This window comes from Lipingzhangella rawalii (genome assembly GCF_031628175.1).
In the GTDB taxonomy this organism is placed as follows: Bacteria; Actinomycetota; Actinomycetes; order Streptosporangiales; family Streptosporangiaceae; genus Lipingzhangella_A; species Lipingzhangella_A rawalii.
On sequence record NZ_JAVLVT010000004.1, the window covers coordinates 238,378 to 252,491 of the forward strand.

The 14,114-nt window shown below is 67.0% G+C and carries 9 protein-coding genes; 3 read left to right on the forward strand and 6 right to left on the reverse strand.

Annotated features, from left to right (window positions below; all coding sequences use genetic code 11):
• Window positions 1–230: 230 nt before the first annotated feature.
• The gene (locus RIF23_RS10675) at window positions 231–821 is read left to right on the forward strand and encodes an NADPH-dependent FMN reductase (RefSeq protein ID WP_310912318.1); all 591 of its coding nucleotides are present in this window, start codon (window positions 231–233) and stop codon (window positions 819–821) included.
• Between the two features lie 285 nt (window positions 822–1,106).
• On the forward strand, window positions 1,107–2,336 hold the full coding sequence (locus RIF23_RS10680; RefSeq protein ID WP_310912319.1) for a sensor histidine kinase: 1,230 nt from the start codon (window positions 1,107–1,109) through the stop codon (window positions 2,334–2,336).
• A 255-nt stretch (window positions 2,337–2,591) separates the two neighbouring features.
• On the opposite strand, the gene RIF23_RS10685 is transcribed toward RIF23_RS10680, so the two are convergent.
• The 6 genes from RIF23_RS10685 to RIF23_RS10710 all read right to left on the reverse strand — a co-directional run bounded on the left by RIF23_RS10685 (window position 2,592) and on the right by RIF23_RS10710 (window position 11,140).
• Window positions 2,592–4,160 carry an FAD-dependent oxidoreductase gene (locus tag RIF23_RS10685; RefSeq protein ID WP_310912320.1) on the reverse strand — a complete coding sequence of 523 codons (1,569 nt, stop codon included), beginning with the start codon at window positions 4,158–4,160 and terminating at the stop codon, window positions 2,592–2,594.
• A gap of 5 nt (window positions 4,161–4,165) precedes the next feature.
• Window positions 4,166–6,343, reverse strand: coding sequence for a molybdopterin oxidoreductase family protein (locus RIF23_RS10690; RefSeq protein ID WP_310912321.1), 2,178 nt, complete (start codon window positions 6,341–6,343; stop codon window positions 4,166–4,168).
• On the reverse strand, window positions 6,340–7,725 hold the full coding sequence (locus RIF23_RS10695) for a nitrate/nitrite transporter (RefSeq protein WP_310912322.1): 1,386 nt from the start codon (window positions 7,723–7,725) through the stop codon (window positions 6,340–6,342). The genes RIF23_RS10690 and RIF23_RS10695 overlap by 4 nt, the downstream gene beginning before the upstream one ends.
• A gap of 190 nt (window positions 7,726–7,915) precedes the next feature.
• A complete protein-coding gene (locus RIF23_RS10700; RefSeq protein WP_310912323.1) occupies window positions 7,916–9,487 on the reverse strand; it encodes a class I adenylate-forming enzyme family protein in 1,572 nt (523 codons plus the stop codon).
• A gap of 46 nt (window positions 9,488–9,533) precedes the next feature.
• Complete coding sequence (locus RIF23_RS10705) at window positions 9,534–10,076, reverse strand: SRPBCC family protein (protein ID WP_310912324.1); 543 nt, start codon at window positions 10,074–10,076, stop codon at window positions 9,534–9,536.
• Window positions 10,077–10,156: 80 nt separating this feature from the next.
• Window positions 10,157–11,140, reverse strand: coding sequence for an NADPH:quinone reductase (locus tag RIF23_RS10710; protein WP_310912325.1), 984 nt, complete (start codon window positions 11,138–11,140; stop codon window positions 10,157–10,159).
• Between the two features lie 350 nt (window positions 11,141–11,490).
• On the opposite strand from RIF23_RS10710, the gene RIF23_RS10715 reads away from it, so the two are divergent.
• Window positions 11,491–13,872: an ATP-binding protein gene (locus RIF23_RS10715; RefSeq protein ID WP_310912326.1), complete on the forward strand. Its 2,382-nt coding sequence runs from the start codon at window positions 11,491–11,493 to the stop codon at window positions 13,870–13,872.
• The last annotated feature ends 242 nt before the right edge of the window (window positions 13,873–14,114 follow it).

Consider the following 14,114-nt stretch of genomic DNA (forward strand, 5'->3'; position numbering starts at 1 on the left):
GACCCCACACATCCGCATTCGAGGCGGCCCATCCTGGCCAGCTACGCGCACATTTCACATGACAGATTCACATGGGAAGTCATGACGGCCGCACTGGAAGCTCACCGCTTTCCCGTGAAGAATGGATCCTACTTCGTAAGCAGGATGTGCCGACACCCCCGAACCCCAAATCTCCCGCTCGACGAAGGACCACGAAGAGCACGTTCACGAACCATCGTGAAAGGATGACAATGTCTGAGGACGACCGACTGCGCGTAGGCGTCATCACCGGCAGCACCCGCACCGACCGGTTCGGCCCCATCCCAGCCCACTGGATCGCCGAACAGGCCCGCAGCCGCGGAGACCTCCACGTCGACCCCATCGACCTGCTCGAGGCGGACCTACCCACAACCATGCCCGGCGATGACGAGAGCGTCCCCGCCCCCGCGTCGGTTCAGGCCCTGGCTCCGCGCCTCGCCGCCGCGGACGCCTTCATCGTGGTCACCCCGGTCTACAACCGTGGATACCCCGCCTCCCTCAAGAACGCCATTGACTGGTATCTCCAGGAATGGAACGCAAAACCGGTCGGCTTCGTCGCCTATGGGGGGATGAGCGGCGGCAGCTACGCCGTGGAACAGTTGCGCCTGGTGTTCAACGAGGTCCACGCAACGACCATTCGGAACACCGTGAGCTTCATCAACTTCTGGGAATGCTTCGACGACCAGGGCAACCCCACCGACCCCGAGAGCGTCAACTCCGCCGCCAAAGGTTTCCTCGATCAGCTCACCTGGTGGGCTGATGCCCTGCGCGCGGCACGTTCGCGCCGCCCCTACACGGCCTGATATCCGGCTGTGCGACAACGACCGGCATCGACGGCGCGTGGTGAGTGTCTCCATGTTCTCACGACGGAGGATGGTCCGGTGTGCCCCCGAACACAGACACGGGCGACCTTTGTGATCATGTAGTTTCCCCAGCTCCATCCGCACAAAGGCCGTCCGTGTTCGGTTCGCCAAGGCCGTCCCATCCGGGCCGGTCGCCCCCGAAACGAAAGACAGAACCAGCCAGAGTTCCACACGGTAGGGTGGTGTCGGCCACAAGGGCGTTTCGGGACCAAAATGGGGTGGCAGGTGACAACCACCGGACCGTATGATTCCGATTTCTCATCGTCGGCGTCCCCGCACGTAGCCCCCCGCATCGCCACGGCATTGACCGTCGCGGTCATCGGGGGTTTCTGCCTCGCCCGTATCATGCACATGCTCATGCTTCCGTTCGGCGTCGTCGATCTCGCCATAGCGGTTGCCCTGATCGTGGCGCTGTTCTCCTTGCAAATGCTCCTGTGTGCCTGGGCATCGCGCCCCGAGCACCGGCGAGCCGCCTATGTGGCCCTGGCAGCGCAGGCAGGTCTGATCTATCTGCCTCTGGCCTATTTCCAGGAGACCTGGCTGGGAGTTCCGGGACTACTCGCGGGCAGTGTTCTCCTCCTCGCCCCCGGAAAGCTTGCCTGGTTCGGCTTCAGTGCCGTGATCGCCAGTGTGGGCGCCACCCACATACTTCTCAACGATGGAGTTCAGGGGGCTCCAGGAGACGCCGTGTACATGTCGGTGACGGCCCTACTCACCGGATTGATCGTGTACGGCCTCTCCCGGTTCCGGGACATGGTCGGCGAGCTGGCGGCTGCTCGCACCGCACTGGTGGACGCTGCGGTGACCCGCGAGCGATTGCGCCTCGCCCGTGACCTCCATGACCTTCTCGGCTACAGCCTTTCCGCAATGGCGCTCAAGGCGGAACTCGCGGACCGCCTGATCGTCCCCAAGCCGGATCAGGCCCGCCAGGAACTGGCGGATTTCCTCCAGAGCAGTCGACAGGCCTTGGCCGATGTGCGCTCCGTCACCCACGGCTACCGCGACCTATCGCTGGAGGAAGAATGCCGTTCGGTGCGTTCGGTTCTGGAAAGTGCCGGAGTTGACCTGCACATGGAGGTCGAGGACACCGACCTGCCCGTCGAGGTCGGCACCGTAGCCGCCACCGTCCTCAGGGAAGGGGTCACGAATCTCCTCCGACACAGCAAAGCCGAGAACTGCGAGATCACCATCCGCGGCAACGGGAACGTCCGCACCGTCACAATCGCGAATGACGGTGCCGAGGGTTCCTCGGTCGGGTCCTCGGAAGAACACACGTCCAGCGGTCTGGGTAACCTTTCCGAGCGGGCCGCGGCCCTGGGCGGGTGGATCGCCACCGACGTGTCGGACGACGGATGGTTTCGCCTGTCCGCGGAGCTGCCACTCGCCTCGGACGCGAGTCTGCGGTCCAGCACCTCCACCGCCGCGTCGACCTCGGTAGCTCGTGGGGACAGGTAAGTTCCGCTGGCACGGCGGCGGCCCGAAGACAGTAGAACCCAGCGCCGGTGCTGCGGAGGACAATCTCACCGGGAGAGCTGTCCCCAGGGGCCGGCTGGTCTCGCCATGTGTTGTGGCCTGGCGCGGGGCGGAGGCGACTGGGCTGGGATTCCTGCCCGGTGGGGCACGCGAGAGGTGAGCCCACGACGTCGCCCCCGGGGGCCGCCCCGTGCTGCCTGCCTCGGGACGGTCGCCGCACAGGATGACGTTCGCGGCTCAGGAGACCGGTTCACGATGCTGCCCGGCCAGTCCCTGGAGCAGGGTCTCGATGTCACGGGTGCAGCCGCCACATCCGGTGGTGGCGCGGGTGGTTTCCGCGATTGCGGCGTGTGTTCGAGCCCCGTCGAACCAAGCCTGTTCGATGTCGGAGCGGGTGACGGCGTTGCATCGGCAGACCACGGCGTCGAACGGCTCCGGTGCGGGCGCAGCCGAGGCGGTGGGTGGGTCCTGGAGGAGTGCCAGGCGGTCGGTCGGTACAGATTCCTCCTCCTCGAACAGACGCGCAACCTCGGGTGCGGATCGGGGAAATCCCAGGAGCACTGCCCCGGTGAGTCGATCACCGCACACGGTGAGCTTGGCATACCGTCCGCGCGCAGCGTCACTCACAGTGACCGTTTCGACTCGATTGTCCCCCGGATGCGCCGCGTGCAGCGTTGTTGGTTCGGCCTGGGTGCCAGTGTCCTCCTCCGCGACGTTCTCCCCCATCGCGGTGAGCTCGATACCCGCGGCTTTCAGCCGGGTCACCGGACGCGTTCCGGTGTAGCGAGCGGCGGGATCAGCGCCGGTGAGTAGGTCGGCCAGTACCTCGGCCTGGCGATATCCGGGCTGGACCAGGCCGGTTCCCCCACCGGGAGGCCAGGAACAGTCACCGATAGCGTGCACACGTGCCTTGGAGGTGGCCAGCCGGTCGTCAACGAGGACGCCACCGTCGGTGGCCACCCCCGCGTTCTGGGCCAGTTCCGTGTCGGGCCGGACTCCGGCGGTGACCACCACGGCGTCGCCGGGCAGCACCCGGCCGTCGCCCAGCTCTAACCCGGTCCCGGGGAGCCAGCGTGCGGCCGGGCTGTCGGCATACACTCGCACCCCCAAGTCGAGGTACCGGCGGGTGAGGATGTCCGCGGCCGGGGAGTCGATCTGCCGGCACATGATCCAGGGGGCGGCCTCCACGACCGAAACCCGCGCTCCCGCCGTGGCCAGGGCCCGGGCGGTCTCCAAGCCCAGGACTCCCCCGCCGAGCACCACCATGGGGACCCCGGGGTGCACCCAGGTCCGCAACCGCTGACAGTCAGCCATGTCGCGCAGGGTGCTCACCCCCTCCCCAGGGCCACCACTGGGGGCGCGCAACCCCGCCAGCGGGGGCAGCTCGGCTCGGGCTCCGGTCGCCAGCACCAACTCGTCGTAGCCCAGCCGTTCCCCAGTGTCGAGGGTCACGAACCGTGCATCCGGATTCAGGGAGACGGCGGTTTCGCCACGCCGGACCACCACCGCACCGGCAGGCTCGGGTAGGACTAGGTCCCCAGGCGTGTAGGTGCCGTCCAGGAGTCCGGGGAGCAGCACGCGATTGTAGGCGGGCCCCGGCTCGGCCCCCACCAAGACGACGCGCACGCGTTCCCCCCGTGGATCACGTCGGACCACTTCCTGCGCGAAGCGGTTCCCGGTCATGCCGTTGCCCACCACCACGATCCGGCGAGCGTGTGTTCGCTCTGGCCCCGCCCCCTGCCGGGGGAGGATGCCGGGGGCGGGGTGGCCGTCCTGCGACTCGACGTGTCGACAATCGTCTGACATTGCGGTCATCTCCTGTCGTCTCGAGCACCCGAGTGGTTTCGTCCCTGCTCACAGATCGAGGGGTCAGCCACGGAGTCCAGTTGCCGCGGACGCGGGTTGTCACCGTTCGGCGGTGAGGCGGGCCCTAGTCGCACGGCTGCGGTTTTGAACTCCGGCATCCGGCTGGTGGGGTCCAGCGCCGGATTGGTGAGGTCGTTCGCGGTCTGGGCACCGCCGAAGTGGAAGGGAACGAACACGGTGTCCCGGCGGATGGCGGTACGTGTCCGAACCCGCGCGAGCATGGCTCCGCGGCGGGAGACCAGACGCGCCCAGTCATCCTGGAGCAGTCCGTATGTCGCCGCGGTGTCGGGATGCACCTCCACGTAGGCGTCCGGTTCGGCGCGGGACAGTTCCTCGATACGTCGAGTTTGGGCACCGGACTGGTAGTGGCCCATGGCACGTCCCGTCGTCAGGACCAAGGGGAACTGCGCATCCGGGGTTTCGGAGGGCGGATGGTGGGCCACGGGAACGAACCGGGCTCGCCCGTCGGGGTGGGCGAACTCCTCCACGAACAGTCGCGGATGCGAGGTTCCTTCCGCTGGTGCGGGCCAGTGCAACGACGCTCCAGCCTCCAGCCGCTCCCGAGTCACCCCCGAGTAGTCGGCCGGCGCCCCGGCGGTTACGGCCCTCAGCTCAGCCAACACCTCGTCCGCATCTGTGGGGAACCGTTCGGTAGGTTGGCCCAGGTGGTGGGCGAGACCCGCGAGGACATGCAGATCGGTACGCACCCCATCCGGGGGTGGGGCTACCTGGTTCCGGAGGAGCACGCGACCCTCCAGATTGGTCATGGTGCCTGTTTCCTCCGCCCACTGGGCCACCGGGAAGACGACGTCGGCCATCCCTGCGGTCTCCGAGAGCACGCAATCGGCAACCACCAGCAGCTCCGTGGCCGACAGCCGCTCTCGTACGTGGGAGGCGTGGGGGGCGGAGACCGCCGGATTGGAACCGAACAGCAGCAGAGCGCGTGGGCCGTCGGCCTCCCCCAGCGAGGCAAGGAGCTCGTACGCACTGTCTCCGGCCGGTGGCAGCGCATCCGGATCCGTTCCCCACACCTCGGATACGATCCGGCGGGATTCGGGGTCGTCGATGCGACGGTAACCGGGCAGCTGGTCGGCCTTCTGGCCGTGTTCGCGTCCTCCCTGACCGTTGCCCTGACCGGTGAGGCAGCCGTACCCTCTGCCTTCCCGCCCGGGTAGCCCCAGGGCCAGGGCTAGGTTGATCCACGCGGTGGCGGTGTCGGTGCCGCTGGCGTGCTGTTCGGTACCCCGACCCGTGAGTACATAGGCTCCGCCCTCGGCGGCAGCCGAGCCGAGCGCCTGGGCCGCTTCGCGGACGAGGTCCGCGGGAACTCCGGTGACGTGCTCGACCTGCTCTGGCCACCACTCCGCGGCATGGCTCCAGGCCTGCTCGAAACCGGTGGTGCGCGCGGCGATGTAGGTCCGGTCCACCAGGCGCTGGGCGTGTGCGGCGTGCAAAAGCCCCAGTGCCAGCGCGGTGTCGGTTCCGGGCCGGGGCGCAAGGTGAAGCCCTCCACTGGCCACGGCGCGTTCGGCGGTGGGAGTACGACGCGGATCGACGACGATGAGCCGCGACCGGTTCAGGTGTTGCATCAGCGGCGGCATGGTCTCGGCCGGATTAGCTCCGGCGAGTAGCACCGTCTGTGCCCCAGCCAGGTCGGTGACCGGGAAGGGCAGGCCACGGTCCAGCCCGAAGGCGCGCAGCCCGGCCGCCGCCGCGGAGGACATACAGAACCGGCCGTTGTAGTCGATGCGGGAGGTGCCGAGGGCAAGTCGCGCGAATTTCCCCAGCAGGTAGCACTTCTCGTTGGTGAGTCCACCGCCACCGAAGACCGCGACAGCATTCGGGCCGTACTGGGCTTGCAGGTCGGCCAGGCGTGTGCCGACCGTTTCTAGGGCGGTGTCCCAGTCGGTGGGTTCCAGGGGTGCACCGCGGCGGGGCCGAACCAGCGGAGCCGTGAGGCGTTCCTGGGAGGTAAGCAGTTCGCCGGCGGTCCAGCCCTTGCGGCACAGCCCGCCCTTGTTGGTCGGGAACTCGGCGGGCCGCACCGCCCACCTGCCGTCGGGAGTGGGGTCGACGTGCATGGCGCACTGGAGTGCGCAGTAGGGGCAGTGGGTGGTGGTCATGGCGTCGCCGTTTCCGCGGGGGTGCGGGCCGGTGTCTCGTCGGGGCGGGCGGAAGGCTGTGGCCGGGGTGCCCGCACGTAGACGGCCCAGGTCACTACCGCGCATACCAGGTAGCCCACGAGGAAGACAGCGAACGCTGGGGTGGCTGTCCCAGAGGCAGCGAAGGATTCGCGGAAGACGAGATTGATCCCCACCCCGCCAACGGCGCCCACGGCCCCGATGAGGCCGAGCACGGAACCGGCGCGGTGGTTGCACCGGGCCACGGCCTCCTCTCGGGAAATCCCCTGGTTCATCAGGTTCTCGGCCTTGGCGGCGTAGATCGCGGGGATCATCTTGTAGGTTGAACCGTTGCCGATTCCGGTCAGTACGAAGAGCACGCTGAACGCCGCGAGGAACACGGGAAGGGACACGTTTTCGATCGCCGCAAGGATCACCGCGGCGGCTACCGCCATGGCACCGAAGGTGCCCACGGTGATCCGGGCGCCGCCGAAGCGGTCGGCCAGCCCGCCGCCCACAGGGCGCAGGAGTGAGCCGAGTGCGGGCCCGAGGAAGGTGATCGAGGCTGCTTCGAGCGGAGTCCGGTCGAACTGGCTCTGCAACAGCAGGCCGAAGGCGAAACCGAAGCCGATAAAGGATCCGAATGTCGCTACGTACAGCAGGGACATGATCCAGAAGTGGCGGTCTCGGGTGGCGGCAAGGTAGGCGGTGGGCGCGGTCCGGGCGGTGCCCAGATTGTCCATGTAGCGCCAGGACACCCATATGGCCGACACCAGGAGCGGGACGTACACCAGGGGGACGAGCGGCCCGCCATCCAGGGTGAACAGCGCGATCACTGCGAGACCGACGAGCTGCACGGTGGCGACCCCGATATTTCCACCTCCGGCGTTGAGTCCGAGCGCCCACCCCTTCTCCCGCTCGGGGAAGAAGAAGCTGATATTGGCCATGGAGGAGGCGAAATTGCCTCCCCCGAGGCCGGCCGTTGCTCCCAGCAGCAGGAACAACCAGAAGGGGGTTTCGGGAGCCTGGATCAGGTAGGCGGCCATCACCGTGGGGATCAGGAGCACCGCGACCGAGGCGATGGTCCAGGTGCGCCCGCCGAACCGCGGCACCGCGAGGGTGTAGGGCACGCGCAGGGCCGCACCGACGAAACTGACCGTTGACACCAGCAGGAACTTCTGCTCGGTGGAGAAATGGAATCCGTTCTCCGGGGTCATGAACAGTACGAGGACGGCCCATAGGCTCCACACGGAAAAGCCGATGTGTTCGGCGAAGATTGAGGCCCACAGGTTACGGCGCGCGATCCGGCGCCCGGAGCGGGCCCAGAACACGCGATCCTCCGGATCCCAGTGGTGGATCCAGTGTCCATCAGGACGCCCGGGCATTGCTCCTCCTCTCGTCGTCGGGGAAACCACACCGCGACCGTGCGGAACCGGACCGAACGCAGGGGGGTGGTGACCAGCCGCCGCCACGGAGGTGCCCCGAGTTCAGGCCGCGGCGAACCCACGGATTTTTCGACTGGCCGGGAGGCGGTCGCGGTGAGCAGGGGCTCACAACGCACCGCCTCCGCGGCACTCAAGCGGCTGTGGCACTGTTGTGGAGACGTTCCGCCAGCTCAAGCCGCTTGATCTTCGTCGTGGCTGTCTGCGGCAGATCCTGCAACCGCCACTGGACCGGAGCCCCGAGCGACGGTAGGTCGCTCACCGCGCGCCGCCAGGCCTCCTCGTCCAGCGGCTTGTCATCGCGGGTAGAGACCACCGGCACCGGCTCCCCATCGGCGGAGGGAACAAGGACGACCTCGACGAGTTCCGGAAGGCGGGCGAACAGCTTGTCCTCGATCTCCAGGGTGCTCTCGACCCCGGGAATCTCGTCCACTTCCCGATCGAGCAAGTGAAGGCATCCCCACTTGGTCAGATATCCGAGATCACCCATCCGCCACCAGTCCCCGTCAGCCTGCTGCTCCCAGCGGTGGTGCTCACCCAGATAGGTGACGATTCTGCCGTCGCTGCGGACCTCGATGTAGCCGGGGGAGGACTTCGTCACCGGTTTCCCGTCCCGACTCACCACCCGCACACCCGTCATGCCGGGCATGGGGCGGCCCACACACCGTCCGTCGGCCTCCGTGCCGCGGCTGCGGGTGTAGGTACGCGCGGCGATCGGCCCGACCTCACTCTGCCCGTAGGCCTGAGCGAACAGCGGCAGTCTGCGTTGGGACGCGTCCAGCATGCGCTGCACGGTGCGGGGATGGATGGCGTCGAACGTGCTGCTGAAGTACCGGACGTTGGCCAGTGGGGCACGCGGGTCCTCGCCCAGCACCTCCCATCGCAGGAACGTGTTGGGGTGAGCTTCGATGAAGCCCGGCGGAACCTGGGTGAAGATGTCCGCAACCCGGTCCGGGTCATCATCACGCAGGATGATGAGGGGGTGCCCCTGCATGATCGAGATCGGCATCGCCGTGTACATGCGGGAATGTACGAACGAGACGTGGATGGCAACGGCCTCGCTGCGCTTCACGGCCGCACCAACCAGGGTCGCCTGGGGACGATAGCGAGCCTGGAACGTATGCCCGGTATGAACCGCAAGCTTGGGGATGCCGGTAGTTCCGGAGGTGTGGGTGATCAGGGTGGGGTGCTCCGGAGGCATGGTCACGGGTCGAACCCGGGGGACGTCGACGAGTGCGGCCAGCGAGGTCGCCTCCGGATACGTCCCGGAAGCAAGCACCACACGTTCGCTGAGGTCGAACACCTCGGCCGGCAGCTCCTGTTCCAGCTTGGCTTGGTCGGTAACCAGGTAGGGCTGGTTCACCCGGCGCAGCAGTGCGGCAACGGTAGCGCCGTCCAGTTTGGGCGACAGCAGCACCGGGATTGCGCCGATCCGTGCCGTTGCACAGGCCAGGAGGGAGATATCGAAGCTGTCGGACTTGTGGACCACGACGTGGTCGCCGGGCCGGATCCGGAGTGCCCACAGCCGGGAGGCGATATCCGCCACCACGTCGGCGAGTTCGGTCAGGCTCAGGCGACGCCCCCGGTCCGGAGCAAGGTCCAGGTCATGGTCGAGGATCACTGGGCTCGCCGGATGGCGGGCTGCGGCCCGATCGAAGAGTGTGCCCAGCCGGATGCCCTTGTTAGCTATTCGCTGTAGGAACATTGACCATCTCTCTGCTTGTCTGCTGCTTCGGCGGTCCGCGGAGGCGTCAACCTCCTTCGATCACACCCTTGATCCGAGCCAGGGTGGCGTCGAGATCCTGTTCGAGCTTGGCGGTCCAGTCGGCGATAAAACGTTTGCGGTCGGTCTCGTCCAGCTCCGCCACGATCTTGTGGATCCCTGCGGTGGCCCGGCCCATCCGGAAGTGGTGGACGAGGATGGACCCCTGGTCAGCGGGTTCGATGTCAAAGCCCCAGATGCTCTCCTGGTCCTCGCCGGCATGCGACAGCATCATCCAGCGGAAGCTGCGTCCCGGATCGGCGACGGTGACGCGGGCCTCGGTGTGCCAGACACCGCGAACGAGCGGCGCCCAGCCGACGACGTCCTCGGAGCGGAGGTTCTCCCCGCGGAACACCGAGCCCACGGCAGCCGGCTCTCCGGAAATCCACACTCCGCCGCGGCACTCGGGGCTCCACTCGGAGCTTCGGGGAAGGTCGCTGACGACGGCGTAGACATCAGTGGGGGAGGCCGCCACCGGGGTTCGGGCTTCGAGCTCGAACAGGGGCGATTCGTCAATGATGGAAGTAGTCATGGCGGTGATCCTGGCAGCGGCGCGAACATGGCCGCCACGATTCGGGGAAGGGTTGGTCAAGTCCCGGCGGTTTCGACCGCTCAATCGGGACGCACCTGGAGAAGGAACCGCCGGCCGGCCCCGTTTCCGGACTCCAGGTCGCGGTGTGCGGTGGCCGCCGCACTCAGCGGTAGAAGCTCGCGCTGGCGCGGACGCAGTTTTCCGGCTGCAACGAGACGTCCCACATGCCCGGCCGCCTCCGCCAGCTCAGTGATGGTGGCCTTGGAGATCGCAAACCCGACGATGGAGCGATCGGCGAGGTAGAGCGCCCCCACCGGGAGGACCGCTCGGGTGTTCATCCCGGCCAGAAGGACGAGACGGCCGCGGGAGGTCAACACCTCCAACGAGTCCTCCAGGTCGTTACGGCCGGCCGCGTCGATATAGAGGTCGGCGCCTGCGGGGACAGTGTCCCGGATCCGGCGGTGAACGTCGGGCGTCCGGTAGTCGATGACCACGTCCGCCCCGAGGCTCCGGCAGTACTCGGTGTCGCGGGCCGCTGCCACGGCGATAACGCGCGCCCCGGCGTTGACGGCGAGCGTTACCGCGGCACTTCCCACATTGCCGGCGGCTCCGATCACGACGACTGTCTCTCCCGGGCGCATTCGCCCGTGGGTGAACAGCGCCAGATACGCAGTAGCTCCCGGGTGAGCCATTGCCGCCGCGTCGACGGCGTCCACACCCTCCGGCAGATGGTAGAGGCGGTCAGCGGGAACGACCGCGCGTTCGGCCGCCACACCCTGGCGTCCCGCATGGCCCATGCTCAGGCACCAGACCCGGTCCCCGTCGGCGAAATCAGGGACGCCGGGCCCTGTCGCGGCCACGGTTCCCACCAGGTCGCGTCCCACCACAAACGGGAACGGGACGGGGGTGCGCCAGGCACCGGAACGCACGAAGGTGTCGACGTGGTTGACGGCGGCGATCTCCACGTCGACCAGGACGTCGGTGGGGCCGGGTCGTGGTTCGGGGAGTTCGCCGTGGCGGATGATGTCGCTGGGTCCAAGCTCTTCTATGTAGGCAGATCGCATAGCAACAGATTGTGATTGCCGCTCCGGGCAGACAGCAGGGACATGGCAATGGTTTGTCACCTCCCCCCTTCGTGCTGGGACCGTCCCTCGAGGCGGCAGGATTCCCAGGTCGCACACAGTGACGTGCCAGACGACGGAATGAAATCCCCTACACGAAGAGCCTCATGGACACATTCCCAGTTCATGATCTCGTCACATTGCCCCAACACTTGCCCCCTACTACTGTTAAACAAAACAGAGGAAGGCTATTCGGATTCCACACTCACCACCCGAAAGACCTCGAACACTCCCTTCCTTTGACCGAAATCATTCGGACGCCAACAATCGATTACCAACCTAAAGGAACACCAATGAAGCTGGATGCTCAAGAAGAAATAGACAAGGAATCCCCCGACCCAGAAAATAACAAGACCCCGTGGAGCCATTTCTCCACGTCCATGATCGGACGCGAGGAGGACGTTCGTCATATCCGGGAGATGATCCTCGACCCCTCGGTGCGCATGCTTACCGTCATCGGACCGGTGGGGGTGGGCAAGAGCCGGGTCGCGGCGGCGATCTTCCCAGACGTATCCGACATACTCACCGGATACTGCCGCTCCGTCGAGCTGAATGGACCGCGGACCGATACGGAACTGCGGGCGGAGCTCGAACGGGCGCTTCCCCCGGCGACCACACCCGAACGTGCCCAGCACAGATCTCTTTTGGTCCTGGACGGTTGTGGGGACGCACTGGACGTCCTGCCCTCCGTACTGACCGGGCTCCTCGCGGACCGCCCCGAGCTCACCGTTCTCCTGGCTGCGCCGGAGCCACTGGGGATCTACGGGGAGGACGTCGTACGCTTGGCACCCCTGCCCGTGCCCGAGCGTGCGGACGGGGCCGATACTGCACGGCTACACGAGTTTCCCTCAGTTCGGCTCTTTGTCCGGCGCGCACAGGCAGTGTGCCCCGGGTTCGGCCTCACCGCGGACAACAGGGAGGCGGTGGCGCGATTGTGTGCACGGACCGACGGAATACCGTTGGCAATCGAGCTGGCCGCAGCACGGATGAAACTCAGCTCTCCTCAGGACGTCCTCGACGGGCTGGCGGGGGACCTGGACATCCTCTCCGGGAACGGCGGCGAAACCCTGTCCCGGCACACCAGCATGCGGGCCGCAATCGCCTGGTCGCTCACTCGACTGCGACACGAAGAACAGGAACTACTCAGCCATATCGCGGTCTTCCGCAGCGGTGTTGACGCTCCGACCGCACAGTCAGTGACGGGGATGTCCACACACGAGACGCAGCGCCGGCTGGAACGACTCGTGGACACGAGCCTGCTACAGACCGAGCGGGATACGGACAGTGGGATCATCTTCGTCCTTCCCGGGCTCACGAGACAGTACATCGTGGAGTGGCTGAGACAGAGCGGACTCCTCACCCAGATCCTCCACGCGCACGCCGACTACTTCCTCACCCGCGCCGAAGAGGTGCGCAACTCCGGATCCGGGTCACATTCGGACTCCCGCGCATTCCCGTTCCGCAGATGGTTCTCGGACGTGGAGGCAGCGATGTTCTTCCTCCTCGACAGCGGCGACCACACGGGGGCCGTGCGTATGGCCTCAGCATTCGGCCTGTACTGGCGGGGATACGGCGGGCTGCGCAAGGCCGTGGACCTGCTGACGGAGGTTCTCGATGTCGGAAACCTGCCGCGTTCGATCGGGGTTGAGGGCGAGACCGCGCTCGGAGAGTTGTTGATGTGGATGGGTGAGCATCAGCAGGCCGAAGAGCGGCTGCTCCGCGCACGCCGGGAGAATCTCACCCTCGGGGACGGATCATCGGGGGAGGCCTCCGGCACCAGACGGCTGGGGGCCCTCGCCTTCCACCGGGGCGACACCCCAGAAGCGGAAACCCTCCTCGAATCAGCCCTCAACGCCCTGGACGTTTCCGAGTCAGCACGAGAGCACTCGATCACACTGCGAGAGCTGGCCGAGTGCCGCCTGGTACGCGGGGACCATCACTCCGCGGCGGACGCAGCCAAAAGGGCACTGCACAGTGCCGAACGGCTCCGCGACACCCGCAACGCCGCGCTGGCAGAATGTGTACTCGCGGATGCCCGCTTCGCGGAGGGCATGGCGGAGACGGCTCAAAGCCATCACCGCAGTGCCCTCAGCCGCCTACGCGAACTCGGTGACCGAGCCGCCAGCGCCGTTGCCATCGAACGCCTCGCCGTACTGTGGACCCGGTGCCCGGGACAGGGGGACGAGCACTGGCGCCGCGCGGTCCGGGTAATGAGCGCAGCCGCGGCGATGCGGATCGACACGGGGTGCAGGGCGCCGGCACCGCTCGCTGCCGCCGTCGAGGACGCCTCGGCGCAGGCACGATCCCGGCTCGGGGAGCAGGAGTACGAGAAGTCGTGGGCCGTCGGTCGAGCCCTGGACCTGGAAGCGGCGGTGACGGAGGCGCTGGCCCCGATCCAGGCCGTGGCCACACCACGCGAACACGCTCCCCCCAACCCACTGACCGAACGCGAGTTCCAAGTGGCAGAGCTGGTCGCGGAGGGGCTGACCAATCGGGAGATCGCCCGTCGGCTGAACGTGGCCGAGTGGACCGCCATCAACCACCTCCGCAAGGTCATGCGCAAACTCGACTGCCCGTCCCGTGTCCACGTGGCGGGATGGTTTTCGCGTGTGCGCCAGGGCCAGGGGCACGAAGAGATTGGCTCCGCCAGCGCCACCACCTCCGCCATCCAGTAGTCGCTTCCGCGAACGACGCTAGCCAGCGGTCCACAACGCAGCCCGGATTGCGCCGAAACGACCACCCGGGGTTCCGAACCGGGAGCTGAGGCTACTCGCACCCCAGCTTGACCACGCAGCGTTTTCATACCACCACGGGCGGAACCACTGGGCGTGTCCCTGCCACACACAGCCCATCCGAAGGATGACTACCTCCCACTTCGCAATGAATTGTCCCCATATTGCCATTTATCAGGGCCACC

Excerpts from the sequence above, each read along its gene's own strand:
- RIF23_RS10675 (WP_310912318.1), top strand. The coding sequence starts at position 231 with ATGTCTGAGGACGACCGACTGCGCGTAGGCGTCATCACCGGCAGCACC.
- RIF23_RS10685 (WP_310912320.1), bottom strand. The coding sequence starts at position 4,160 with ATGTCAGACGATTGTCGACACGTCGAGTCGCAGGACGGCCACCCCGCC.
- RIF23_RS10690 (WP_310912321.1), bottom strand. The coding sequence starts at position 6,343 with ATGACCACCACCCACTGCCCCTACTGCGCACTCCAGTGCGCCATGCAC.
- RIF23_RS10695 (WP_310912322.1), bottom strand. The coding sequence starts at position 7,725 with ATGCCCGGGCGTCCTGATGGACACTGGATCCACCACTGGGATCCGGAG.
- RIF23_RS10700 (WP_310912323.1), bottom strand. The coding sequence starts at position 9,487 with ATGTTCCTACAGCGAATAGCTAACAAGGGCATCCGGCTGGGCACACTC.
- RIF23_RS10705 (WP_310912324.1), bottom strand. The coding sequence starts at position 10,076 with ATGACTACTTCCATCATTGACGAATCGCCCCTGTTCGAGCTCGAAGCC.
- RIF23_RS10710 (WP_310912325.1), bottom strand. The coding sequence starts at position 11,140 with ATGCGATCTGCCTACATAGAAGAGCTTGGACCCAGCGACATCATCCGC.
- RIF23_RS10715 (WP_310912326.1), top strand. The coding sequence starts at position 11,491 with ATGAAGCTGGATGCTCAAGAAGAAATAGACAAGGAATCCCCCGACCCA.